Genomic DNA, 23,579 nt, shown 5'->3' with positions numbered 1-23,579 from the left:
GTCGCCATGACCCCCCGAGCCGACGAATTGCCCACCGATTCCGCTTGAATTGCGTCTTATTCATCTGTCTTACCTGACTACCCGATAACTTCTGAAAAAATTTCGAATAAATCGACGTCTCAATGACTGTCGAGGACTTGATCTGTCAGATCAATTAACCGATAGTCGCTGCAGGCGTTCAGTCACCCTCAAATTGTGAGGTGTGTCGCACTTTGACAACGAAAATAAATTGACTTTCCCGTTCGGGGCGGGCGCCAGCCTTATCTGGCAAATAACAAACGATGACCTTTTCAGTTGCACGTAGTATCCGCTGTGGTCAAGGCCGACCGACGGAGCAACGATATTACTCGGCGCCCGATAGCGCAGAGAGGAACGAATGGACACCAAAGATTTTCCGCGCGTTGTGGCGTTTTCCGCGAATAACTCCAAAAATTCTTCGGCAGGGGAGGCGCAGGCCCGCCCTTTGCCCCCATTTGTCGTCAGTGTGCGCGATACCGCATGCAGCTGGCTATTCGCTCGGATGAAAGAGGTTTTCGCGGGTGTCGACGACACATTGTTCGCCACCGCGGAAAAGGTGCATCTACAGGAAGAACAGGATGGTCTGTTCCAGGCACTGCGCGTGCTGCGGCTGGAGCGCACCCGGATAACCGAGCGTTTCGTCAACGCGGTGCAGGCGGGATTCCACGAGATTGAAAAAGAGTACCGCGGGCTCGAAGCCGAGGAGTCGCAGGACAGCGCCGGACTCTCTCTGGTGCAGAACGATGACCTGGAGCAGCAGGTCGCCCTGAAGAGCATCATTGCCGCGGCGAAGCGCGACTTTGCCACGCCGATTGCCGAGTTGTCACTGCGCCTGGATACGCTGCTGCCGACCAAGGTATACGACGAGAATATGCCGCTGTCACCGGGTGTACTGTGCCGGGCACTGCAGCGCGCACTCAAGCCCCTCGATATTCACCTGCGCGCACGGCTGATTCTGCTGAAGAAATTCGAGCAGTTGCTCGGGATCAAACTCAATTCCCTCTATCAGAATTGCAACCAGCTGCTGATCGACAAAGGCGTGCTGCCCTCCCTGAAAGACCCGCTGTTGCAGCGGCGCCTGGGTGCCCGACCGGCAACACCGGCAACGCCGGTGGCGCCGCAAATGGGCGCCCCTGCGGGTGCGCCAGTCGATGGCAGTGCCAGCGCGCCGCAGTCTGGGCAAGCGCCGGGCCTGGGAATGCCAGGTGTCGGCGGAATACCTGGTGGTGCCGGAATGACCGGCGGTTATGGCATGCCTGGAGGTGTGGCTGCGAGCGGAGTTGCTGCAGGCGCTGCGCCCGGCATGGCGGGTGCCGGTGCACATGCTGGTGGCGCGCCCGCTCAGTCGGGCGCCGGTGGCTACGGCCTGCTGCCTCCCGGTGCGGGCGCCGCGCCGCTGGCGACCCCGGATCTGTTGCAGCACCTGGGTGCCCTGCAACTGGTGCCACTGCAGTCCGGTCCGGTCGGACAGGTACTGGACGTCAACAGCCTGTTGGAGCAGCGGTTGGTGGAGGCGAAGCAGGGAGCCTCTCTGCAGGAGCTGGATACCGAAGTCATCCGCATGGTGGATATGCTGTTTTCCTTCATGCTGGAGGACCGCAACCTGGCCGAGCCGATCAAGGTTCAGCTGATCCGTCTGCAGCTACCATTGCTGAAGCTGGCGGTCGCCGACAAGTCGTTTTTCAGCAAGGGTGGCCACCCTGCGCGCAAATTATTCAACGCGCTGGCGGATGCGGCCATCGGCTGGCAGCCGGGTGAAAACTTCCGCAAGGAACCTTTTTATTGCGAGATCTGCGAAATCGTCGAACGCGTTCTGCAGGACTTTGATCGGGACGAAGAAATCTTCACCGGATTGCTACAGGACTTTGAAGAGTTTGTCGCTCGCGAGCGCCGCCGCGCCCAGGTTCTGGAGCGGCGCACCGTCGACGAGGCACAGGGCAATGCCCGGGTGGAAGCCGCGCGGGCACGCGTGGCGGCAGTTTTCGATGCGCTCACTGCGGAACGCAAGCTGCCCAAAGTCGTTCACGAGTGGCTCAACCGGGTGTGGAACAGCGTCTTGTTCGGAACCTGCCTGAAAGAGGGAACCGATAGTGACAACTGGCGCCGCGCGGTGCTGACCGCGCGGGACCTGGTGTGGAGTGTGGTGGCACCGATGCCGGAGAGCCGTTTCAAAATGCAGCAATTGTTGCCCGGCTTGCGCAAGCGACTCGACGAAGGGGCCCGCTCTCTGTCGCTGGGTGCCGGCGACCGCCAGCGCCTGATGGGAGGGCTCGACCGCCTTTACCGCGAGCGCCAGGCGCTCGGTGAACGGGTGGAATCCGAGCGTGAGCGCCGCACCCGCGAGCGCCTTGTCCAGGAGCTGCGCCGGGAGGCCGACAGTATCGTTGCGATTCCCGAGGTACCGGGCATCTCAGAAGCCGAGGAGGAACTGGCCAGAGACGCCATCGTCGAGCCCGCAGAGGTGGCGGAAATGCCTGGCGTGGAGACCCTTGAGCTGCTGGATCAGGAAACCGATCTGCCGGCGGTGGAAGAGTTGCAGCAGGTCGCACAGTCTGCGCCGCTGGAAAAAGACCACAGCCTGTCGCCCCTGGCCATCAGCGACGAACACTGGCAGCAAACCTATCACCTCAAAGACAGCTGGTTCATGCTGGAGAATTCGGGAAAACCGCCGATGCGCTGCCGTCTGGCGGCGATTATCCGGGATCTCGATCAGTTCATGTTCGTGAATCGTGCCGGTGCTAAGGTAGCTGTCTACGCCCGGCTGGAGCTGGCGCACGCGCTGCGCGATGGTGTGATGAAGCCGCTGGAAAAGGGACCACTGTTCGAGCGCGCGCTGCAGTACGTCGTCGGTAATATCGGCGAGATAAAGATTGCGGTCAGCGTGGATGAATCGAAAGCAGAGGAAGCCGCAGCCGTTTGAGCCGTTGTGGCATTGGTATATCGATCAACGCTTCCATAAAATGGCTCTTGCCAGGCAGGTTCTAGCGGCGTATCCGCTTTATCTGCCCGGCCCGAGTATATGACGGAGTGCAAGAGCGGAGAGATCGCGTGAAATACCAATTGGAATCCGGCTGGCTGTCTGATGTGCGCCGGGTACCCAGCCCGCACTGCAACAGCCGGCCGGAAGGTGAGGCCGTAGACCTGCTGGTGATCCACAGCATCAGCCTGCCGCCCGGTGAATACGGTGGCCCCTATATCGATGCCCTGTTTCTCGGTCAGCTCGACAGCGACGCCCATCCCTACTTTGCCGAGATCGCCGGCCTGCAGGTTTCTGCGCACATCCTGATCGACCGCAACGGCTCCGTTACCCAGTATGTGCCCCTCGACCGTCGTGCCTGGCACGCCGGGCAGTCCGAATTTTGCGGGCGCTGCAACTGCAACGACTTCTCCATAGGTATCGAGCTGGAAGGGCTCGATACCGACACCTATACCGATGCCCAGTACGAGTCGCTGGCGGAAGTGACGGCGGCCATCATGGATGCCTATCCGCTGATCACCAGGGACACCATCACCGGTCACTCCGATATCGCGCCCGGCCGCAAGCTGGATCCGGGTCCCGGATTTGACTGGCAGCGCTACCGCGACATCCTGGATCGGGTACTGGAAGCCCGGGCCTGACCGTCCGGGTTGGCCCCTGTTCCGCAAGCCGCGGAGCCGCAATTGCGTCCCAGTGGTTTTTTCCTGTGCCTGCTGGCGTTATTCTTGCCTACCTAATCCAATTTTTATTCGAGTGTGAACTATGGCACTTCTGACGGTGTTGCTGGCTTTGGGGCTGGTGCAGCTCTGGGGATCCGGGGCGCCCCTGCACCGGGATGACTGGTTTCACTGGTGGCGCCGGCGCCTTGCAGCGCGCGGAGACCTGCAGCGCAATCCGGGCCTGTTGCTGGGGGTGACCATCCTGCCTCCGGTGGTGGCTGTCGCCATCGTCATGGTGCTCGCCGATGCGTTGCTCGGCTGGCTGGGCGCGCTGGTGTGCGGCGTGCCGCTGCTGCTGTACTGCCTCGGACGCGGCAATTTCAACGAAATGCTGTCGAACTACCTGCGCCACTGGTACCAGGGCGATCTGGAGGCGGCGCGGACTGCTGCGGCGCCGCTGTTGCAGGATATCGGCGAGGAGGCCGGCAGCGGCCAGCAATTGCACGAACAGGTGTTTCGCGGTGCGGCCTACTGCGCATTTGAGCGCCTGTTCGCGGTGCTGTTCTGGTTCATTCTGCTGGGAATACCCGGCGCACTGCTCTTTCGCCTCAGCGCCCTGTACGCCGAGCGCGCCAACGAGGGCAATGCGGATGCCACGGCGGCGCGCTGGTTGTGGCTGCTGGAATGGTTGCCGGTGCGGGTCATGGGCTTCACTTTTGCCATTGTGGGAAATTTCGCCGGTTGCTATCGCGCTTGGCGCCAGTGCCTGACCTGCCGCGAGCGCAATACGGCAGAAGTACTGGAAGACTATCTCGAGGGTGCGCTCGGTGGTATCGATGCGGGCGAGTGCAGCGCCGGTTTCGAAGTGGCCGAGGGCCAGAGGGTTTGCGGCGCGCAACTGGAGGGGTTGCAGGCGCTGCTGTCCCGCGCGCTGCTGTTGTGGGTGACGGTACTGGCGCTGGCGGTGCTGTTCGATTCCTAGTCATTCGCCAAGCGGCCAGCACGCTGTTGGTGAACTGGCGCCAAATTTGGAACATTGTTCCAATTGGCGCCTTGACTTGCCCCAGGCTTCCCCGGATATTGCGCGAAAAAACAGGCGCTTGCAGTCACGAAGTCCCTAGTCTGATACCTTATCACTGCAAGTTTGAACTCCAATAACAACGACAAATTCGCGAGAAACACTCGATGGAAGCACCAACGACAGATTCTCCTGTGACCTCGCCCCTGAACGCCGGTGATGGCCTCGATGCGGCGGCGCTGGTCGCGGGATTGCGCACCTACTTCCGCAGCGGCACGACAGCCGATCTGAACTGGCGGCGCCAGCAGTTGGGACAGCTGCGGCGGATGATTCTCGATAACGAATCCCGTTTTCTGCAGGCCCTGGAAAAGGATCTGCACAAAGCGCCCCAGGAGGGTTTCCTGACCGAGGTCGCCGGAGTCTGCGGCGATATCGACCACGCCCTCAAGCACCTGAAAAAATGGGTTCGCCCCCGCCGCGCGTCCACGCCGATTGTCGCGCAGCCGGGCAAGAGTTACATCTTGCCGGAGCCGCTAGGAGTGGTGCTGATTATCGGTGCCTGGAACTACCCGCTGCAGCTGCTGCTGTCTCCGTTGGTTCCGGCCATCGCTGCCGGCAACTGCGCGGTATTGAAGCCGTCGGAGCTGGCGCCGGCCACCTCAAAGCTGGTGGCGGAACTGCTGCCGCGCTACCTGGACAATGATGCTTTCGCCTGTGTCGAAGGGGCGGTGCCGGAAACCACAGCGCTGCTGGAGCAGCGCTGGGATCACATTCTGTACACCGGTGGTGGCCAGGTAGGCAAGATCGTCATGACTGCGGCCGCCCGCCATCTGACGCCGGTTACCCTGGAGCTGGGCGGCAAGAGCCCCTGTATCGTCGCCGACGACGCCAATATCGAAGTCGCCGCGCGGCGGATTGCCTGGGGCAAATTCACCAATGCGGGACAGACCTGCATCGCACCGGATTACCTGCTGTGCACCCGCGCCACGGCGGAGCGGCTGTTGCCGGAGATCGAGAAAGTCGTGCGCGAGATGTTCGGCGCGGATCCGCGCACATCGAGCGATTATGGCCGTATCGTCAATCGGCGCCATGCCGAGCGCGTCGCAGCCTATATTGCCGATGGCGAAGTATTCTTCGGCGGCGAAGTCGACGTGGAAAACCGCTATGTCGCCCCTACGTTGCTGCGCAATGTCGGGCTGGAAACGGCGGTGATGCAGGAAGAAATTTTCGGGCCGGTACTGCCGGTCATTGAACTCGACGAATTCAGCCAGGCTGAGCAGTTCGTCAATGAGCGAGACAAACCCCTGGCGCTCTATGTGTTTACCCAGAATGAGGCGACGGCCGATCGCATTCTCGCCCGCTGCAGTTCCGGTAACGCCTGTATCAACGACTGCATGATGTTTATGGCGGCCCACGACCTGCCATTCGGCGGCGTTGGGCCGAGTGGCATCGGCGCATACCACGGCGAACACGGTTTCCGGACTTTCAGCCATTACAAAGCGGTCATGAAGCGCAGCAATATCTTCGATTTGGATCTTCGCTATGCGCCCTTCAGTGCGCGGAAATTCAAATTGCTGCGACTGTTGCGCTAGGCTGAGTGATCAGAGCAATTGCCGCGGTGGCCCCGCTTCACTGCGGCAGCTTGTAACCCCCTGAAGGGTTGTCCCAAATTCGACAGGCCCAGCGATTTATGCCGACCGACCTCAACGACCTGCCCAGTAGTGCCGATGTCTTCAGTGCTGCGCAGAGAATCTCCGACTTTATCCACTGTACGCCACTGATCAACAGCCGCCAGATCAACGACCTGAGCTGCGCCAGCGTGTGGTTCAAGTGTGAGCATCTGCAGAAAGTCGGTGCATTCAAGGCGCGTGGCGCCTGCAATGCGCTATCACAGCTGCCGGCGGAAACGGCGATGGTCGCCACGCACTCTTCCGGCAACCACGGCGCGGCGCTGGCCTGGGCCGCTGCCGAGCGGGGCCTCGCCTGTACCGTGGTGATGCCCGAGACTGCGCCGCTGGCGAAGCGCGCAGCGGTGGCCGGTTACGGTGCAGAAATCGTAATTTGTGGACCGACACTGGCGGATCGCGAACAGGCATTGCAACGCGTGGTGGAGCAGACCGCTGCCCACGTCGTCCCGCCGTTTGACGACAGCCGTATTATCGCTGGGCAGGGCACCGTGGCGCTGGAAATAGTAAAGCAGTGCCGCGCGCAGGGATTTACGCCCGACATCATTATTGCGCCAGTGGGCGGCGGGGGTTTGCTGGCGGGTATCGGCCTGGCGGTGGCTGCGCTGGCGCCGGAAATCATAGTCATCGGCGCCGAACCTGCGGGTGCCGATGATGCCCAGCGTTCTCTGCGCGGCGGCGTGCACATTACCACGCAGACCCCTGATACCATTGCCGACGGTCTGCGCACGACACTTGGCCAGCGCAACTTTGCAGTGATTCGCAGCACGGTGCGGGATGTGGTGACGGTATCGGAGCAGGGCATTATCCGCGCGATGCAACTGCTGTGGACGCGTACCAAACAGCTGGTGGAGCCCTCTGCAGCGGTGGCCCTGGCTGCAGTACTGGAACACGATGCGCGTTTCCGCAACAAGAATGTCGTTGCGGTGTTGACCGGTGGCAATATGGATCTGAATCGGGTTTCCGAATTATTCGGTGAGGCTGAGGAGGCGCAATGAAACTTTTTCTGCCAAATGACCGCCGCGGGCGTGGCGGCTTTTGTAACGGCTGGGCTGCTAAACTGGTGGCATTCAGTATTCTGTGGGGGCTTGCCGCGGTGTCAAGCGCAGAGGAGTTCACGCTCACTTCCGATACGCTGAAGCCGGGCGGACGCATGCCCAATGCCAATGTGTTTGAGGCCTGTGGAGGCGATAACATTTCGCCACAGTTGAGCTGGAGTGGCGCGCCGGAGGGCACCAAGAGTTTTGCGCTGATGGTCTACGACCCCGACGCGCCCACTGGCAGCGGCTGGTGGCACTGGGTGGTGTTCAATATCCCGGCCGAGACGACCAGTTTGCCGGAAGGGGCAGGGGAGCTGAAAAACGGTTTGATTCCCGAGGCCATTCAGGTTCGCAACGATTACGGTAATCCGGGCTATGGCGGCGCCTGTCCGCCAAAGGGGCACGGTGATCACCGCTACCAGTTCAGGATCTATGCGCTGAAAGTTGAGCAGTTGCCGCTGGATTTCAACGCGACCCCGGCGCAGGTGGGTTTTAACGTCAATGCCAACAAACTGGCGGAGGCGGAGCTGGAAGTGCACTACGGCCGCTAGAAAACGCCCGCGTAAGCGGGCCGACCATAAGGACGCAATACAGCAGCATGCAAGAACAAAAATTAAGCTGGTGGCAGGCGCTCGGGGTTTATCTGAAGCCCCGCGTCATGGCGATGTTCTTCCTCGGCTTCTCGTCGGGCCTCCCCTATCTGCTGGTGTTTTCCACCCTGAGTGCCTGGCTGCGCGACTACGGTGCCAGTCGCACCGTGATCGGTTTCTTCGCCTGGGTGGGCATCATTTTTTCCTTCAAGTTTATCCTCGCCCCTATCATCGACTCACTGCCGGTGCCATATCTGACCCGCTGGCTCGGCAAGCGCCGCAGCTGGATGCTGGTTGCGCAGGCGGGCCTGGTGGGGGGGCTGCTGTATATGTCCCACCTGAACCCGCAGATGTCACTGTTGCCGGTTGCACTGTCGTCCCTGTGGGTCGCCCTGTGCTCCGCTTCCCAGGATGTCGTCATTGACGCCTACCGCATCGAGGCCGTGGATAAGGAGTTGCAGGGGGCCATGGCGGCGAACTATGTATTCGGCTACCGGGTGGCTGTATTGATCTCCGGTGCCGGTGCGCTGCTGATTGCCGACAACGCGAGTTGGGCGGTTTCCTATACCACGATGGCGGCGCTGATGGCGGTGGGTATCGTCACTACATTCCTGATTGCCGAGCCCGACCACAGCAAGGTGAAAAAGCAGGCGGAAGAATTCCAGCACGAATGGGTGGACAAGGTGCTGGGCAGTGGTGAACACGGACCGTTCAAAGAGTGGCTCGTGCGCGCCGTGGCCTGTCCATTCCTCGAGTTCTTCCAGCGCAATGGTCGTTTTTCCTTTGTGTTGTTGCTGTTTATCAGCATTTATCTGCTCAGTGACATCGTCATGGGGATCATGGCGAACCCTTTCTATCTGGACTTGGGCTTTACCAAGACGGATATCGCCGAAATCGGCAAGGTCTTCGGCTTTTTCTGTACGATTATCGGCGCCTATCTCGGCGGTTTGCTGGTGGTGAAATACGGCATCATGCGCCCGCTGATTCTGGGCGCGATACTGTTGTCAGTGGCGAACCTGCTGTTTGCGCATCTTGCCCAGGTCGGTCCCAGCCGGGCCTGGCTGGCTGTGGTGATCAGCGCTGACAATATCAGCGGGGGTATCTCCAATGCGGTGTTTATCGCCTATATGTCGAGTCTGACCAACCAGGCGTATACGGCCACCCAGTACGCCCTGTTCAGTTCATTGATGAAGTTGCCGGGCAAGATCATCGCCGGCTTCTCTGGCGTCGTGGTGGACGCCCAGGGCTATTCACACTTCTTCGTCTACTCGGCCACGCTGGGGATTCCGGCAGTGCTGCTGGCGGCCTACCTGTGGCACAGGAGCCGCGGCGAAGAAGAGTCCGAGCCGGCGGCGGGCTAGCATCCCTGCCGCCTCAGGGCTGCCAGCGATATCTGACCAGGTCGATCCTGCCGTTCAGTAGCGTGATTCCCTCTTTTTCCAGCCTCGCAATCTGCCGCTGTGCAGCCGGTTCCGGCAGTGAGATACGCCCCTGGGCGTTGATGACCCGGTGCCACGGCAATTTGGTCCCGCGCGGTAGCTTGCGCAGCGTCTGACCGGCGAGCCGCGCCGCGCGGGGATATCCCGCCATTTCGGCCAGATCGCCGTAAGTGATCACTCGCCCCTGGGGGATTTCTGCCAGTACACGGCACATCCTGGATATGGCATCATTGCCATCTGTATTTGAGCTTTTCCCCACTTTTAAATCCGCTGTTAAAAAATTCTAAGGTTGCATTCCGTGGTTCGAGGTGTCCGTCAGATCGCAGGTATCTTGCTGGTTTTACTCGCCGTTGTCTCCCTGCCCGCCGCCGCCGGCGTGCTGACACTGACCAACGGCGACCGTGTGCACGGTACCCTGGTGGTGGTGGAGCGCGACCAGGTGACCTGGAATGCGGACAATTTTGGCCAGATCACCATTCCCAAGGATAAGGTCCTGTCGCTGGATACCGATGTCGACCTGAAGATTGCCGGGCATGACGGCCCCTGCGCCCTGGCCGGGCACCTGCGCGAGAAGTGGGAACTGTACTGCGACGAGGGTTCCGGCTGGCTGATCGATTTTCCGGCGATCGACCGCGCAGAGCCCTATATCAATTTTGTCGGCAACCCGGTGGTGTTTCACGGTAACGTCAATGCGGGCGGGGACTTTGAACACGGCAACACCGAGCGCGATGACCTGGATGTCAACGTCAACCTGGATATCCGCAGCGGCGACTTCCACCACCTGGTGAAGACCCTCTACGAAAGCCTGTCCACGCCGGATGCCGATGCACAGGAGAAATACCAGCTGTCCTACAACCTGCGCTGGATCTTCGCCGAGAAGTGGTTCGCCGCAGCCAACAGCGCGCTGGAGCGGGAAGAGGCGCGCAACCTGGATATGGGCACTACACTCGGTCTCGGTATGGGTTACCTGTTCTACGATACCGAGAAAACTGCATTCTCCGTGGAAAGTGGCCTCAGTAGCCTGAGCGAGGATTTCATTAACTCGGACCTGAGCGATAACCAGGACAAGCACTACACGGCGGCGCGGGCCGCGGTGAACTACCGCTATAAATTCGGGCTGGGCCCCGAGGTGTACCTCGACCAGGAGGTGCTGCAATCCGTGGACAGTAGTGACGATTACCAGGCCAATGCCAAACTGGGAGTGCGCACCCCGCTGGTGGAAGGTGTACTGATGGAGATTGCCTACTACTGGCAGTACGACAACACCCCGTCACTGGAAAGCGAAAAAGAAGATACCAAGCTGACCGTCGGGGTCGGTTACCAGTGGTAATTTCCGCGGCGGCTTGCGGCCGCAGTAGTTGGGGACACTGGGTACAAATAGAGAAATAGAAGACGAGGAATTCCCATGCAGATTGCCGACAGTATCGTAGCCATTACCGGTGCCGGGCAGGGGCTCGGCCGTGCGATGGCCGAATACCTGGCCGAGCGCGGCGCCCGCCTGGCGCTGATCGACGTTAATGCAGAGGGCCTGGAAGAGAGTGTCGGGGCCTGCAAGGCACTGGGTGCAGAGGCCCGCAGCTACATGATCAATGTGGCCAGCGAGGAAGAGGTCGACAAAGGGTTCGCACAGATCGCGGCGGATTTCGGCGGCCTGCAGGTACTGGTGAACAATGCCGGTATCATGCGCGACGGGATGCTGATCAAGGTCAAGGACGGCAAACTGACTGACCGTATGTCCCTGTCGCAGTGGCAGTCGGTCATCGACGTCAACCTGACCGGTGTTTTCCTCTGCGGCCGCGCCGCAGCCGGCATTATGGCCGAGAGCGGCAAGGGCGGGGTGATCGTGAATATCTCCAGCCTGTCCCGCGCCGGCAATATGGGCCAGACCAACTACTCCGCGAGTAAGGCCGGGGTAGCCGCGATGACGGTGAGCTGGGCGCGGGAACTGGCGCGCTACGGCGTGCGCGTGGCGGCTATCGCTCCGGGATTCATCAAGACCGACATGGTCGCACAGATGCGTCCGGAGATTCTCGAGGGCCTGGTCAAGCAGGTACCACTGCGCCGCCTGGGGCAGCAGGAAGAGATTGCCTCGACCGTCAGCTTTATCCTGGAAAATGATTTCGTGAGCGGGCGTGTACTGGATATCGATGGCGGCGCGCGCATCTGATTGGTCGGCCGACCGTTAAAAAAGGGCGAACCCAAATGGTTCGCCCTTTTTGTTTCCCGCGGGTGTCAGCAGACGCGCTCAACCCCCCCCGCCAGTCCCTCGGTAAACATCCACTGCCACAACTGGATATGGCGCGCGCGAAAGGCGCCGGCGCAGGAGAGCAGGTAGTAGCGCCACATCCGGTAAAAAGGCTGCCCGTACTGCTCTGCAAACCGCTGCCAGTGCTGCTCGAAATTGTGGTGCCAGGCCATCAGGGTTTTGTCGTAGTCGCTGCCGAAATTGTGCAGGTCCTCGCAAACCAGCAAATTATCGGCGGCATCGCTGATCTGGCCGGCAGAGGGCAGGTCGCCGTTGGGAAAGATGTACTTTTCGATCCACGGGTCGCAAGTGGAGCGGCGCTGGTTCTTGCCGATGGTGTGCAACAGCATCAGGCCGTCGTTCTTCAGGCAGCGCTTCGCCACATCCATGAACGTGCGGTGATTCTTGCGCCCCACGTGTTCGAACATGCCCACGCTGGCAATGCGGTCAAAGGGCTGGTTCAGGCTGCGGTAGTCCTGCAGTTCCACGCTAATGGGCAAGTTGCCGAAGTGTGCGTCGATATAGGCCTTCTGTTCTTTGGATACAGTGACCCCGACGCATTCCACGCCGTAGTTCTCCGCGGCGTAACCCACCAGGCTGCCCCAGCCGCAGCCGATATCCAGCAGGCGCATGCCGGGTTTCAGGCCCAGCTTGCGGCAGATCAGGTCCAGCTTGGCGGTCTGGGCGTCCTCTAGGTTGTCCGCCTCGCGCCAGTAGCCGCAACTGTAGGTCATGCGGCTGTCGAGCATGGCCTGGTAGAAGTCGTTGCCCAGATCGTAGTGGTGTTCGCCAACCTCGAAGGCGCGGCGGCGGCTCTGTAGATTGACCAGGTAGCTGCGCAGGATGCGCCAGGCATTTCGCCACGGCTTGATGTGGCGGGGCAGGTCGGCGCGCAGGATGCGGCAGAAAAACTGGTCCAGTGCCGGCACATCCCAGTCGCCGCGCATGTAGGTCTCCCCGAGTCCGAGGCTGTGGCGGGCGATGATTTCGTCCAGTGCCGCCTCCCGGTGTAACCGCAGATCCCAGGGTCTGTCTCCGTTGATCTGGATATCCGCTTCCGCCAGGATCTCGTCCACGAGATGCCGACTGCGGCTCACTGACGGGGTATCCACCAAATCCTGCTGCTCGCTTGCCATCATTAGCCTCCTTGGCCTTGATCGTATCCGCGGCGCGCCCGGTTGATTAAGGCGCCCTTGAAGAATTGCCTCCGCCCCTCAATTAATACAGCATATCGAAAATACTCAGTTTCGCCTGTCGCAACAAGCGACTGGCCCCGAGGAAGCCTGCCGATGCGCCTATTGCTACTGCTGTTTATCGCCGTTCCCATTTTTGAAATGTGGCTCCTGATCACCGTGGGACGCGCCATCGGCGCATTGCCGACCATCGGCCTGGTACTGCTTACCGCCGTGGTGGGCCTGGCGCTGCTGCGCCGCCAGGGGCTGTCCACGGTACTGCGCGCCCAGCAGAAGATGCAGGCCGGAGAGATGCCGGCCCGCGAAATGGCAGAGGGCATCTTTCTCGCGGTGGGGGGCGCACTGCTGCTGACGCCCGGTTTCTTTACCGATGCGCTGGGCTTCGCCTGCCTGATTCCGGGATTGCGCCAGCTACTCTTAGGACGGATTCTGCGCCACGTGACGGTGGTCCGGGGGCCGGGGTTCACGCCGGGCGGCGATCCGTCGGGTCGCGGCCACCAGGGCCCCCAAAGCCGCGATCACGACGTCATCGAGGGGGATTATTCGCGGGAGGACGAGCGCAACCGCAACCGGCGAGATCCGGACTGATCTGTACAAAATGTGATCTATATCGCCGCTTTACCGTCGATCTCACCCAATCTTCACAGTTTTTTTGATTGCCGCTGTTGAAATTCCCCATGCAGCCCATAGATAGGCTGCACCCCAAGATTTTGCCCCGGCTCTGCCGGCCAGAGCGGGGCACCGAGACCCGAGGCCCCCTGGGCCGACGGTCTCCCGACTTTGAAAACCTTGATAAACGACTCAATGGAGAGCTTATCCATGAAAATTCGTCCTTTACACGACCGCGTCGTAGTGCGCCGTAAGGAAGAAGAAGCGAAATCCGCCGGTGGCATCGTGCTGCCGGGCGCTGCCAAAGAAAAGCCGAATCAGGGCGAAGTTGTCGCCGTAGGCGAAGGCAAGCTGCTGGATAACGGCGACGTGCGCGCGCTGTCCGTGAAAGTTGGCGACACCGTTGTATTCGGCCGCTACGCCGACAGCAACACCCTCAAGGTGGACGGCGAAGAGCTGATCATCATGAGCGAAGGTGACATCTACGGCGTGCTGGAAGGCTAAGCAGCCCAGCGCTCACTTCATCCGCACACACAGAATTTGAGGAACAAGAATCATGGCAGCAAAAGACGTTAAATTTGGTGATGATGCCCGCCAGAAGATGCTGGCTGGTGTAAACATCCTGGCAGACGCCGTAAAAACCACCCTGGGCCCGAAAGGCCGCAACGTGGTACTGGACAAGTCCTTCGGCGCGCCGACCGTAACCAAAGACGGCGTGTCCGTCGCCAAAGAAATCGAGCTGAAAGACAAGTTCGAGAACATGGGCGCGCAGATGGTGAAGGAAGTTGCTTCCAAGGCCTCCGACACCGCCGGTGACGGCACCACCACTGCAACCGTTCTGGCCCAGGCTATCGTGACCGAAGGCCTGAAGTCAGTTGCAGCCGGCTTCAATCCGATGGACCTGAAGCGTGGTATCGACAAGGCCGTTGCCGCCGCTGTCGATCACATCGCCAGCCTGTCCACTCCCTGTGAAGACAGCAAGTCCATTGCCCAGGTAGGCACCATCTCCGCCAACAGCGACGAGAATGTCGGTACCATCATTGCCGAAGCCATGGAAAAAGTTGGCAAAGAAGGCGTGATCACTGTTGAGGAAGGTTCCGGTCTGGAAAACGAGCTGGACGTCGTTGAAGGCATGCAGTTTGATCGCGGCTACCTGTCCCCATACTTCATCACCAACCAGGAAAACATGACTGCCGAGCTGGACAGCCCGTTCATCCTGCTGGTCGACAAGAAGATCTCCAACATCCGCGATCTGCTGCCGCTGCTGGAGCAGGTAGCCAAGGCCTCCAAGCCGCTGCTGATCATCGCCGAAGACGTTGAAGGCGAAGCGCTGGCAACCCTGGTTGTAAACAGCATGCGCGGTATCGTGAAAGTTGCTGCGGTTAAAGCACCGGGCTTCGGCGACCGCCGCAAGGCCATGCTGCAGGATATCGCCATCCTGACCGGTGGTACCGTAATTTCCGAAGAAGTAGGCCTGGAGCTGGAAGCTACCACTCTGGAGCACCTGGGTACCGCCAAGCGCGTAACCCTGTCCAAGGAAAACACCGTAATCGTCGACGGTGCTGGCGAAGTGGCCGACATCGAAGCGCGTGTTAAGCAGATCCGTGCCCAGATCGAAGAATCCTCCTCTGACTACGACAAAGAGAAGCTGCAAGAGCGCGTTGCCAAACTGGCCGGCGGTGTTGCAGTGATCAAGGTTGGCGCTGCCACCGAAGTCGAAATGAAAGAGAAGAAAGCCCGCGTCGAAGACGCACTGCACGCTACCCGCGCCGCAGTTGAAGAGGGCGTGGTACCGGGCGGCGGTACTGCCCTGGTTCGCGCTGTACAGACCGTTGCCGTAATCGGTGACAACGAAGACCAGAACCACGGTATCGCCGCTGCACTGCGCGCGATGGAGATGCCGCTGCGCCAGATCGTAGCCAATGCCGGCGACGAGTCTTCCGTTGTTGTCGACAAGGTCAAGCAGGGCTCTGGTAACTTCGGTTACAACGCTGCTACCGGCGAGTACGGCGACATGCTGGAAATGGGCATCCTGGACCCGGCCAAGGTAACCCGCTCTGCACTGCAGGCGGCTGCCTCCATTGCCGGCCTGATGATCACCACCGAAGCCATGGTTGCCGAGCTGCCGGAAGACAAGCCGGCTGCCCCGGACATGGGTGGTATGGGTGGTATGGGCGGTATGGGCGGCATGATGTAAGCCGGCTTAGCAGCCTTTCCAACGAAAAGCCCCGCAAATGCGGGGCTTTTTTGTATCCACGGATCCCTATTGTCTGATACCCACTGCGAGACGGTACGTGGCTCGGCTCTCCGTAACCAGGTTGTCCGAGCGCAGGCGATCAGATGGGCTGAGCACGCCCCTGCCACCGCGGTTGACGACATGAGTGTAGATTTCTGTCGTGTTGATGTCCGCGTGCCCCAGCAGCTCCTGTATGGTCCGTAGATCGTAACCAGATTCGAGCAAGTGAGTCGCGAAGCTGTGACGAAACGCATGGGTGCGCGCGGGTTTGTGAATCCCGGCCTTACGCACGGCGAGGCGAACATGCTTCGCCAGAGTCGAAGCATGCATGTGATGTCGCCGCTCAACACCGGATCGAGGGTCGGTGCCTATTCCGGCAGCTGGAAACAAAAACTGCCAGCCCAGCTCGCGAGCTGCGGAAGGGTATTTTCGTGCAAGCGCATCCGGCAGATACACCTCCCCAAAGCCATCATTGCAGTCCTGTGCATGAAGTAGCGCTACTCGCCGAATCTGCTGTCTGAGTTCGGGTATCAGCACCTGCGGCAGCATGGTGGTACGGTCCTTATTACCCTTTCCTGCGCGGACGTAAATATTATTACTACCGTAATCGATGTCCTTGACCCTGAGGGACAGCAGCTCTGCACTGCGCAGCCCTGAGCCGTACATCAACTCCACTTGAAGCCTGTAAATACCATCCATTTCCGCGAGAATTGCCTTGATCTCGGCGGGGCTGTAAACAACGGGCAATCGTCGCGGACGCTGGGCCGGATTGAAGTTCAGTGATTCTGTATCCCGTCCGAGAAAGCGTTTGTAGAGATATACCAGTGCATTCAACGCAACGCGCTGCGTGTTTACAGAACAGTCTCTTTCCACAGCGAGCTGGCTCAGAAACCGTTCTACTTCCACGATACCCATTTCTGCAGGGTGGCGTAACTTATAAAAGTGAATAAAGCGCTTGATCCAGTGTGTATAGGTCTGCTCTGTACGATACGATAGTCCCGAATCGCGCATATGAAGTCTCAGCTTCTGCATGAAGCGACTGGACTGAGCTTTTGGGATTCGATGGCGAATGTCATCCATGACTCAAACTCATGCTGTTTTTATATACAGTATTAAGGGCGGTGGACAAGAGTCAAGCCATAGATCACGAGACGCATCGCCTATCTACCTGCATATCACCCTAAGTCATTGACTTTAAAAGGGTTCAGATTATGATCAAACGACGGGAATTCATGTGGTAATAAGTGACGCGTCGCGTTTCGCCGGAAATAATTGCCACATGGGATTGATAAGACATTGAAAAATAAGAACTTTAATTTTTTCTCAGTCAATTTCTGTCGTGGATAGACGACAGCTTGATATAAAGACACGTCTTTTGAATAAACTGTTATGAGCTAATCGAGCATGCTTAAACGGAAGTGCCCAAACTGCTCTCGGAACACACTGAGTGTGCCAGTGCTGAGCAACAACTACGTATGCTCAGAGTGCGTGTCAATATTTCACCAACCATGGTGGGCCAATTTACTAGAGGCAATAATTGCATCAGCATTTGGTACGGCGGCCTTCTTTTATTTATTATTTTACTTTAGTTGGGTCGGGCTTTTTGTCGTGCTTGTAATTCTACCACTATTGGTAGACCAACTATTCAGAAAATTTGGTCCGGTCAAGTTGGGCGGGGTAAAAAGTGTACTTCGTAAGCGCTCATAACCAGGCGCTGCAGCCGACGGCTCACTTTGTGCACTTTACGCGCGGTCGCTGCGCTCCAATTTTCGCGCGTAAAGCGCCCAAAGCAAGCCGCGCCTGAGCGCGGCGTTCAATAAAAAGGAAAATACATATGAAATTGAAGCTAATTGCAGTGTCAATTTTTTTGACCATTTCGTCAGGAGTGGCTGCTTCTGATGTAGAAGATTTAAAATCCTTTCTTCAGGTTTTCTACAAAAATCAGGAGGTGAGAAAGGCGCACGTTGCTCAAGATTTAATCTATACCGAAACTTACTTAGAAGGCGAGGACCAAGTATCGCAAGGAGGTATAGAAATTTTGAAGGGAAAGACCTTTTTCTTTCCGGAATCAATCTCAGGATATTATGAGCACCAATTTCTAGAGATCGATGAGAACAACTATAGAGTTGATATTCAGTCATCAGAAAGCGGTTCGTACGTTGTAAGTTTGTATTTTCGTGTGGTAGATAAAGAATTCGTATTGTACAAAATTGAGAACATGCTTATTTAGCCTGCATGGCGGGGGTGCTGGTGGAAATATTGAACAAGGCGCTGCAACCGACAGCCAACTTTGTGCACTTTATGCGCGGTCGCTGCGCTCCCATTATTACGCATAAAGCGCCCCAAATTGCCCGCGGCTGAGCGCGGCGTTACGTTAAGGAAAATTAAATTGAGAAGTACAATATTTACAATAGCTTTTCTAGTGTTCTATTCGGGAACCATTCACGCCCAGGCAAATGTAACCTTTTACCATTACATGTGTATGGAAGAGCTTTCGTTGTTGACTTTGGATTTTGACTATCTGGTTTTCAATGAACACGTAGATCAAGAACAGAGCAAAGATTTGGTCGGGGAGAAGTATATGATCTACCCCCTAGATGACATTGAAAACGAACAGTGTGAAACGAATGGAAGAATTTGGGAGTTTGGAAAAAATGAGAAAGGGCAAATTTTTCTCAATCGTGATACGAACTTTGAAGTTGTAAAATTCTGGCCGCCAGATTCAGAGAAGGTAAATTTATATGGTTCCCCAAAGGTAAAGTCAATCCGAATATATTTCGATCTCGTCACTATCTGTGCCACAAAGTATGACACCGGAATAAATTGTAAAACATATAATGCCAGTACCTCCGAGTACGCACTGAAGCATAACCATACGGATATACTGGAGCCTTTCGATTTGGAAGCCCTGTTCAAGTGAAAACGTAACAAAGCCAGGCAGTAAAGCTCCGGGCCTTCGGCCCTCCGCGGGACAGCTTACCTTGTGCACGTTTTGCGCAGGTCGCTGCGCTCCCATTTTTGTACAAAACGCGCACAAGGTAAGCTGCCCCTGCTGGCGGCGTTATAGGTCAAAAGTAGTATGAGCTTTACTTTAGATTTAATACTCACAGATGTACCAGATGAAAATGATGCAGCCTGGAAATATATTGAAGAGCTCAGAGAAGAGTACTATGAGGATAAGTCTGGAGCTCATGAGAAGCTCATAGCATTGCATAAAATTCTGACAGATAAATATCCATGCTTGTGTAGCTATGAAGACGATGATCCTGAAATGGAAAATAGTCCGTGGGCCGATGGACCAATGCTAAACAATTTCGCGAGTAAGATGGGGATGCTAGCAATTCTGTATTCAAGAGCTGATGAGCTTTTTCCATTCATCTTAGAAAAAGCATTACTTTTGGATATTACGGTAGCAGATGGGCAAAGTGAAAAAATTTATCGTCCTGGTGAGCCAGTTGCATCTAAAGTCAGGCCTTGGTGGAAACTTTGGTGAAAACCTATAACAAGGCGAGGCATTTCGTTCCGGCCCTACGGGCCTACACCGGACAGCTTACTTTGTGCACTTTATGCGCAGGTAGCTTTGCTCCCATTTTCGCGCATAAAGCGCACAAAGCAAGCTGCCGCTGCTCGCGGCGTTAACTGTAAGCAATGAATAAAGAGTGGTTGGCAATAATAATTCCTTTAGGGCTTTTGACATATGCATTGGCATATTTGTCAGTTCTTGCTTCAATTTACGATTGTGATGAAAACACTGAGCCCGGGCTAGTTCGAAAATTTATTGCTTGGTTGAGAGATGTTGAAGGTGGCTCTAATAGGGTTACTGGAAATTTCATGCTATGGGGATCAATAATAGCTTTCCCTCTGGTCATTCTTGGATGTGCGCTCGGCTACTTCCAAAGGCAAACTACCTCTACAGCGAAAAAGTGGTATTGCAACGTAGTCGCTGTAATGGGGGTTATATTTTTCTGGCTACTGTACAGGTGGCTAGTAACCAACAGTTAACAAGCGTAGGAACGGGGATAAATTTTCCGCTGCGCTCCAAATTTACCCGTGCTACGGGCGTTAAGGTTTCGACATGGCAACGCTTGTAATCGAATCTTGGAGTGAAGGTCGTCGCTGGGCGGGTGAGAATAGTTGGCCGTTAAGTGCGTTTTGCGACCGAATTCAGATGTGTACGAGCCTTCATGCAACAGAGTTAAAGCGAGTCGCTCGACAGTTGATGAAAGGTGAGCTTTTGGCAGTCGAAGGTGTTGATGAAAATAAGGCGTCGGCTTTGATTCATACGCTATAGTCTCTAGGGGCAGTGGTTTCTATTAAGTGAATTCACCTTAACAAGCGTAGGCACAGGGATAAATTTTTCGCTACGCTCCAAATTTACCCGTGCTACGGGCGTTATGAGTAAAGCATGATTCATAATTCTTGCTACGAATCGGAATTAAAAGAACTAACTCCAAGTGAGATCGAAGCTTGCTATGGCCCTTTCGATAACATAGATGAAGTCGATTCATTTGGAGATACACTTTTACTTGCTTCGTGCAAAAACAAGCAAATTGATTATGTGAGGCACTACTTAAAGCTCGGGGCGGACGTGAACTATGTTAATGAGTGTGGTGACTCACCTATTCACGTTTTGATAGATACGGTTCACCATGATGAATCAAAATCAGTTGAAATTGTTAAGGTCCTACTTGATTCAAATGCGGATATTGAGCTCCGAGCGTACATGGATAAAACACCATTCTTGAGAGCTTGCTGTAGACAGTCTCTAAAGATGTTACAGCTATTAGTTAGCGCTGGTTGTAATACGAGTGCGGTAGTTGAAGACGGTGATAAGAGCCTAAATGGTGTCTGGTTTTCTGAATGTTTTCACCTGCCTAAAAACTTACGCCAGTACATTGAGCAGGTGGTAAACTCATAACAATGCCAGGCAGTGAAGCTTCGGGCCTTCGGCCCTCCGCAGGACAGCTTACCTTGTGCACATTTTTGCGCGGGTCGCTACGCTCCCATTTTCGCGCAAAATGTGCACAAGATAAGCTGCCCCTGCTGGCGGCGTTAAGCGAAAATAAGCATGAGCTGGGAACCAATATCAGAAGCTGCTTTGTGGGACGATATAAACGATGCATTTGATCGCATGAGCCCGGAGCAAAGAAAGGTTTGGGAATTGATTAAAGTTCCACCTGAAAAGTGGCAGGAGGCAACTTATGGAGCTGAAGGCGGTGGTTTTTGGGTGGTCGCAATAATTGGAAGTTCTGTTGTCTGGTACAACGATATAGAAGACGGTTACAACCAGTCGAAATATAGCAAGTTCGGAGTTATCGACGAGTATTGGTGTAACCAAGACGAGCTAGAGTGGGCAGTTCAAAATGTTATTAATATGTTAGGTGACGGTTATGATTCAGCTGGTCGTAGTGGCCCTCCACAGCCAGTCGCTTAACAAGTCAAAGCACGCGGACTTGGTAAAGCTGTCACCTTTTTTGTTCCAAAAAAGCCGCCAACTTCACCAAGCCGGTGTTTGAGGCGTTAGGCTATAGACATGAGAAAACTCGCATCATTCATATTTTCACTAACTATTTCCGCTGTCGTCTTTGCTAAAGATGCAGTTGTGCAGCCAGAAGGTAGTAATTGGAAAATTACTAAGCTGAACGAGTGGAAGTTACAAGCAGATGATGATTTATGGTCTTTCTATAAAGACGATGGCGCCGGAGCTTTGCAGATAAGTGTTTATAAATTTACTGAAAAAATTTCAGAGCAACAATTTAAAGAGATTGCTGTGGATAATAATCCAAGTAACGCGATCTTGAGTAAATTTCCAATTCAATCGCTGCCGGCATTAACATCCGAGTATGTTGATTCTGGGGTTTACTGGAAAGTTTGGTACATTGCCGTCGAAAATGAATTTTTGTTAATTACTTATAACTGTGATCTGGAATACAAGGGTTTAGAGGAAAAATCTATTCAAGCCATGGTTCGGTCAGTCCGAAAAGCCTAACAATCACAGATAGTATGCTATGGCCCTTCGGGCCTCCGCGGGACGTCTTACCTTGTGCGCCCTTTGCGCAGGTCGCTACGCTCCCAGTTTTGCGCAAAAGGCGCACAAGGTAAGCCGCCCCTACTGTGGGCGTTAGTTGCTCAAGGATATTTGAGATATGGAAGAGAAAATTCAGATAATTATCGAATACCTGAATAAGGTAAAAACTCGCTGTACCTACGGCGTTGTTGCCGAGATACTTGGCGGAAATTCTCAGTCTGTAGGCTTGCACTTGGGTGAGCGTCGCCCAGAGGTGTCTTGGGTCGTAAATGCTAATACAGGTGAGCCCACGGATTACAAAGACTCCGAGAAGCACCCAGAATTGTACAGAACTGACCGTATTATCAAATCAGCTGAAGTGCTTCGGAGAAACCTTGGTGTCTGAAGCAACTAACAAGCCGCAGCAATCGCTCCCGTTGGTCGCTGGGACAGCCAAAACGCTGCGCTTATTTGCCTGCCCCTGTGCGGGTCGTTATGTGCTGCATCAAAGGAATAGTGATTTGCGAGAAAAACTTAGAGAAAAGATCATTGAAGTATGTGATCAGAAAATTGAGAAAAAAGGCGCGGATGTGGGACTATCCTTCTATGCGTTTTTTAAAAACAAGAACGATCAGTCCGAAGTTCTTATGGAAGCAGCCCGGTGGTGGATTGAAACCCATAAATTAGATCATTTCGAAAAGGCCAGCAAAATTAAAGAAATGGTCAAAGCCGGTGTTTAATGTTATCCACCAACCACATAACAAGTTGCTGTTTTCGCCGCTTCGCGGCCGGGACCTCCGTTCTGCTATGCTTCACTTCGGCCCCAAAGCAAGGCGTTAGGTTTTCGCATGAATCAAGCTTTTGAAGCTTTCGTACAAAATCTAGACAGCGTAGATCTGTTCGGTTCAGTGGGAAAAAATCTGATAGATTATCCTGAACGCATATTGTCTTGGGATGAATGGCAAGGGCCAGAATGTGAGCGTGTAAGCGCCATACATTTTCAGCAACAAGCATACTGCGATAAATTAATATCAGAAGATCAAGACTTGATTGTTTACTGGGATAAGTTATTGGACTTTTGCTTGGAGAAAGCAAAAGAAAGAGTACCATTTGTTGAAGGGGAGGACGTATGGTATGCGCCAAATATAGCTGCATACCATGCGGCATGGACGTTTGCATTACAAGCGATATTTATTTTGGAGGAAATATGTCCTCCAATTGAATTGGAAGCACAGTGGGAATGGTTCGAAAAAGGGCATTGGCCCGCGGAACTCAGCCCTGCTTCGACTCAAGAAAGTCCGCGCTACGTAGTGTTCTAGCAACCTAACAAGCGGTTGTAATCGCCGCGAAATGCGCGGCTGGGACGGCTTACGCTACGCTCCAGCCGCCCCTAAACCGAGCGTTAGGTGTAAATGTGAAATTCCCAGGGCGCACGACACTAGATGAGCTTTCTAGCAACTTTAAAGTCGAGTTTTGTTCGCACGGACCAACTGAAAAGGGTTGGTCGGGTCACTACTTGGAGTGCCCCATCTGTAGAGACCTGTTAGAAAAGGACGGTTGCCACAGTAGCACTTGTGGAAACATATCCATCGACGACGGAATGCTACGAGTAACGGTCGCAAATGGGGATAAAAAGGCAGTAAGAACCTACTATGCCTATAAAAAATAGCTGCAAACCTGAGGGAACACCTAACAAGGCCAGGCACGGCGACGGCTTTTTCGTTGCGGCTTCGCCTCCACTGCAAAGCTGCGCATGCTGGCGGCGTTAGGTTCAAGACTTACCCACGCTTAGTAGACACTCTGTATAGTTAGGTTTCGGCCTAACACGGAGGTGTACCATGGGTAAGAAGAGAACTCAGGCTT

Annotated in this window: 24 protein-coding genes; 21 read left to right on the top strand and 3 right to left on the bottom strand. The window is 55.6% G+C overall.

The genetic code is table 11. The features are described from left to right. Nucleotides 1-376: 376 nt before the first annotated feature. From IG168_RS19200 to IG168_RS19170, 7 genes are all read left to right on the top strand, one after another. Nucleotides 377-2,938 (top strand): DUF1631 domain-containing protein, encoded by a 2,562-nt coding sequence (locus IG168_RS19200; RefSeq protein ID WP_193166227.1) that lies wholly within the window; start codon nucleotides 377-379, stop codon nucleotides 2,936-2,938. A 128-nt stretch (nucleotides 2,939-3,066) separates the two neighbouring features. Next, nucleotides 3,067-3,636, top strand: a complete 570-nt coding sequence (ampD, locus tag IG168_RS19195) for a 1,6-anhydro-N-acetylmuramyl-L-alanine amidase AmpD (protein WP_193166226.1) — start codon at nucleotides 3,067-3,069, stop codon at nucleotides 3,634-3,636. Nucleotides 3,637-3,757: 121 nt separating this feature from the next. After that, entirely contained in the window at nucleotides 3,758-4,636 is an 879-nt protein-coding gene (gene ampE, locus IG168_RS19190; protein ID WP_193166225.1) for a regulatory signaling modulator protein AmpE, read from the top strand. Between the two features lie 203 nt (nucleotides 4,637-4,839). Continuing rightward, on the top strand, nucleotides 4,840-6,264 hold the full coding sequence (locus tag IG168_RS19185) for an aldehyde dehydrogenase family protein (protein WP_193166224.1): 1,425 nt from the start codon (nucleotides 4,840-4,842) through the stop codon (nucleotides 6,262-6,264). Between the two features lie 98 nt (nucleotides 6,265-6,362). After that, nucleotides 6,363-7,355, top strand: coding sequence for a threonine ammonia-lyase (locus tag IG168_RS19180; protein WP_193166223.1), 993 nt, complete (start codon nucleotides 6,363-6,365; stop codon nucleotides 7,353-7,355). Next, nucleotides 7,352-7,948 (top strand): YbhB/YbcL family Raf kinase inhibitor-like protein, encoded by a 597-nt coding sequence (locus IG168_RS19175; RefSeq protein ID WP_193166222.1) that lies wholly within the window; start codon nucleotides 7,352-7,354, stop codon nucleotides 7,946-7,948. Before IG168_RS19180 ends, IG168_RS19175 begins: the two co-directional genes overlap by 4 nt. A 47-nt stretch (nucleotides 7,949-7,995) precedes the next feature. Continuing rightward, complete coding sequence (locus IG168_RS19170) at nucleotides 7,996-9,348, top strand: AmpG family muropeptide MFS transporter (RefSeq protein WP_193166221.1); 1,353 nt, start codon at nucleotides 7,996-7,998, stop codon at nucleotides 9,346-9,348. A gap of 13 nt (nucleotides 9,349-9,361) precedes the next feature. Here the strand turns inward: IG168_RS19170 and IG168_RS19165 are convergent, their stop codons facing one another. After that, nucleotides 9,362-9,685 carry an MGMT family protein gene (locus IG168_RS19165; RefSeq protein ID WP_319024761.1) on the bottom strand — a complete coding sequence of 108 codons (324 nt, stop codon included), beginning with the start codon at nucleotides 9,683-9,685 and terminating at the stop codon, nucleotides 9,362-9,364. Between the two features lie 72 nt (nucleotides 9,686-9,757). Between IG168_RS19165 and IG168_RS19160 the strand changes: the two genes are divergently transcribed. After that, nucleotides 9,758-10,756 carry a DUF481 domain-containing protein gene (locus IG168_RS19160; protein ID WP_226877158.1) on the top strand — a complete coding sequence of 333 codons (999 nt, stop codon included), beginning with the start codon at nucleotides 9,758-9,760 and terminating at the stop codon, nucleotides 10,754-10,756. Nucleotides 10,757-10,831: 75 nt separating this feature from the next. Then, entirely contained in the window at nucleotides 10,832-11,593 is a 762-nt protein-coding gene (locus IG168_RS19155; RefSeq protein WP_193166219.1) for an SDR family oxidoreductase, read from the top strand. Nucleotides 11,594-11,658: 65 nt separating this feature from the next. Here IG168_RS19155 and cfa read toward each other — a convergent pair whose 3' ends face one another. Further along, nucleotides 11,659-12,810: a cyclopropane fatty acyl phospholipid synthase gene (gene cfa / locus IG168_RS19150; protein ID WP_226877157.1), complete on the bottom strand. Its 1,152-nt coding sequence runs from the start codon at nucleotides 12,808-12,810 to the stop codon at nucleotides 11,659-11,661. A gap of 150 nt (nucleotides 12,811-12,960) precedes the next feature. On the opposite strand from cfa, the gene IG168_RS19145 reads away from it, so the two are divergent. The 3 genes from IG168_RS19145 to groL all read left to right on the top strand — a co-directional run bounded on the left by IG168_RS19145 (nucleotide 12,961) and on the right by groL (nucleotide 15,670). Beyond that, complete coding sequence (locus IG168_RS19145) at nucleotides 12,961-13,452, top strand: FxsA family protein (RefSeq protein WP_193166218.1); 492 nt, start codon at nucleotides 12,961-12,963, stop codon at nucleotides 13,450-13,452. A gap of 231 nt (nucleotides 13,453-13,683) precedes the next feature. Next, complete coding sequence (locus IG168_RS19140) at nucleotides 13,684-13,977, top strand: co-chaperone GroES (protein ID WP_160153101.1); 294 nt, start codon at nucleotides 13,684-13,686, stop codon at nucleotides 13,975-13,977. A gap of 52 nt (nucleotides 13,978-14,029) precedes the next feature. Next, the gene (gene groL / locus IG168_RS19135) at nucleotides 14,030-15,670 is read left to right on the top strand and encodes a chaperonin GroEL (RefSeq protein WP_193166217.1); all 1,641 of its coding nucleotides are present in this window, start codon (nucleotides 14,030-14,032) and stop codon (nucleotides 15,668-15,670) included. A gap of 66 nt (nucleotides 15,671-15,736) precedes the next feature. On the opposite strand, the gene IG168_RS19130 is transcribed toward groL, so the two are convergent. After that, entirely contained in the window at nucleotides 15,737-16,789 is a 1,053-nt protein-coding gene (locus IG168_RS19130) for an integron integrase (RefSeq protein WP_193166216.1), read from the bottom strand. Nucleotides 16,790-17,543: 754 nt separating this feature from the next. Between IG168_RS19130 and IG168_RS19125 the strand changes: the two genes are divergently transcribed. The 9 genes from IG168_RS19125 (at nucleotide 17,544) to IG168_RS19085 (ending at nucleotide 23,035) form a co-directional block, all read left to right on the top strand. Next, nucleotides 17,544-17,939 (top strand): hypothetical protein, encoded by a 396-nt coding sequence (locus IG168_RS19125; protein WP_193166215.1) that lies wholly within the window; start codon nucleotides 17,544-17,546, stop codon nucleotides 17,937-17,939. 159 nt (nucleotides 17,940-18,098) lie between these two features. Continuing rightward, complete coding sequence (locus tag IG168_RS19120; protein WP_193166214.1) at nucleotides 18,099-18,629, top strand: hypothetical protein; 531 nt, start codon at nucleotides 18,099-18,101, stop codon at nucleotides 18,627-18,629. 159 nt (nucleotides 18,630-18,788) lie between these two features. Then, nucleotides 18,789-19,202: a hypothetical protein gene (locus IG168_RS19115; RefSeq protein WP_193166213.1), complete on the top strand. Its 414-nt coding sequence runs from the start codon at nucleotides 18,789-18,791 to the stop codon at nucleotides 19,200-19,202. A gap of 912 nt (nucleotides 19,203-20,114) precedes the next feature. After that, nucleotides 20,115-20,627, top strand: a complete 513-nt coding sequence (locus IG168_RS19110) for an ankyrin repeat domain-containing protein (protein ID WP_193166212.1) — start codon at nucleotides 20,115-20,117, stop codon at nucleotides 20,625-20,627. A gap of 150 nt (nucleotides 20,628-20,777) precedes the next feature. Beyond that, complete coding sequence (locus tag IG168_RS19105) at nucleotides 20,778-21,143, top strand: hypothetical protein (RefSeq protein WP_193166211.1); 366 nt, start codon at nucleotides 20,778-20,780, stop codon at nucleotides 21,141-21,143. A gap of 99 nt (nucleotides 21,144-21,242) precedes the next feature. Beyond that, a complete protein-coding gene (locus tag IG168_RS19100; RefSeq protein WP_193166210.1) occupies nucleotides 21,243-21,698 on the top strand; it encodes a hypothetical protein in 456 nt (151 codons plus the stop codon). 157 nt (nucleotides 21,699-21,855) lie between these two features. Then, on the top strand, nucleotides 21,856-22,122 hold the full coding sequence (locus tag IG168_RS19095; protein WP_193166209.1) for a hypothetical protein: 267 nt from the start codon (nucleotides 21,856-21,858) through the stop codon (nucleotides 22,120-22,122). Then, complete coding sequence (locus IG168_RS20730; protein WP_319024760.1) at nucleotides 22,115-22,456, top strand: DUF6500 family protein; 342 nt, start codon at nucleotides 22,115-22,117, stop codon at nucleotides 22,454-22,456. Before IG168_RS19095 ends, IG168_RS20730 begins: the two co-directional genes overlap by 8 nt. A 108-nt stretch (nucleotides 22,457-22,564) precedes the next feature. After that, nucleotides 22,565-23,035, top strand: coding sequence for a hypothetical protein (locus IG168_RS19085; RefSeq protein WP_193166208.1), 471 nt, complete (start codon nucleotides 22,565-22,567; stop codon nucleotides 23,033-23,035). The last annotated feature ends 544 nt before the right edge of the window (nucleotides 23,036-23,579 follow it).

The organism is Microbulbifer hainanensis (genome assembly GCF_014904735.1).
GTDB classification, from domain to species: domain Bacteria; phylum Pseudomonadota; class Gammaproteobacteria; order Pseudomonadales; family Cellvibrionaceae; genus Microbulbifer; species Microbulbifer hainanensis.
This window is presented reverse-complemented; position numbering and strand designations above follow the sequence as displayed.

What these genes read in the sequence shown, in the direction of transcription:
- IG168_RS19200 (WP_193166227.1), top strand. Translation starts at nt 377, where the DNA reads ATGGACACCAAAGATTTTCCGCGCGTTGTGGCGTTTTCCGCGAATAAC.
- ampE (WP_193166225.1), top strand. Translation starts at nt 3,758, where the DNA reads ATGGCACTTCTGACGGTGTTGCTGGCTTTGGGGCTGGTGCAGCTCTGG.
- IG168_RS19185 (WP_193166224.1), top strand. Translation starts at nt 4,840, where the DNA reads ATGGAAGCACCAACGACAGATTCTCCTGTGACCTCGCCCCTGAACGCC.
- IG168_RS19180 (WP_193166223.1), top strand. Translation starts at nt 6,363, where the DNA reads ATGCCGACCGACCTCAACGACCTGCCCAGTAGTGCCGATGTCTTCAGT.
- IG168_RS19175 (WP_193166222.1), top strand. Translation starts at nt 7,352, where the DNA reads ATGAAACTTTTTCTGCCAAATGACCGCCGCGGGCGTGGCGGCTTTTGT.
- IG168_RS19170 (WP_193166221.1), top strand. Translation starts at nt 7,996, where the DNA reads ATGCAAGAACAAAAATTAAGCTGGTGGCAGGCGCTCGGGGTTTATCTG.
- IG168_RS19155 (WP_193166219.1), top strand. Translation starts at nt 10,832, where the DNA reads ATGCAGATTGCCGACAGTATCGTAGCCATTACCGGTGCCGGGCAGGGG.
- cfa (WP_226877157.1), bottom strand. Translation starts at nt 12,810, where the DNA reads ATGATGGCAAGCGAGCAGCAGGATTTGGTGGATACCCCGTCAGTGAGC.
- IG168_RS19145 (WP_193166218.1), top strand. Translation starts at nt 12,961, where the DNA reads ATGCGCCTATTGCTACTGCTGTTTATCGCCGTTCCCATTTTTGAAATG.
- IG168_RS19140 (WP_160153101.1), top strand. Translation starts at nt 13,684, where the DNA reads ATGAAAATTCGTCCTTTACACGACCGCGTCGTAGTGCGCCGTAAGGAA.
- groL (WP_193166217.1), top strand. Translation starts at nt 14,030, where the DNA reads ATGGCAGCAAAAGACGTTAAATTTGGTGATGATGCCCGCCAGAAGATG.
- IG168_RS19130 (WP_193166216.1), bottom strand. Translation starts at nt 16,789, where the DNA reads ATGGATGACATTCGCCATCGAATCCCAAAAGCTCAGTCCAGTCGCTTC.
- IG168_RS19125 (WP_193166215.1), top strand. Translation starts at nt 17,544, where the DNA reads ATGAAATTGAAGCTAATTGCAGTGTCAATTTTTTTGACCATTTCGTCA.
- IG168_RS19115 (WP_193166213.1), top strand. Translation starts at nt 18,789, where the DNA reads ATGAGCTTTACTTTAGATTTAATACTCACAGATGTACCAGATGAAAAT.
- IG168_RS19110 (WP_193166212.1), top strand. Translation starts at nt 20,115, where the DNA reads ATGATTCATAATTCTTGCTACGAATCGGAATTAAAAGAACTAACTCCA.
- IG168_RS19105 (WP_193166211.1), top strand. Translation starts at nt 20,778, where the DNA reads ATGAGCTGGGAACCAATATCAGAAGCTGCTTTGTGGGACGATATAAAC.
- IG168_RS19100 (WP_193166210.1), top strand. Translation starts at nt 21,243, where the DNA reads ATGAGAAAACTCGCATCATTCATATTTTCACTAACTATTTCCGCTGTC.
- IG168_RS19095 (WP_193166209.1), top strand. Translation starts at nt 21,856, where the DNA reads ATGGAAGAGAAAATTCAGATAATTATCGAATACCTGAATAAGGTAAAA.
- IG168_RS19085 (WP_193166208.1), top strand. Translation starts at nt 22,565, where the DNA reads ATGAATCAAGCTTTTGAAGCTTTCGTACAAAATCTAGACAGCGTAGAT.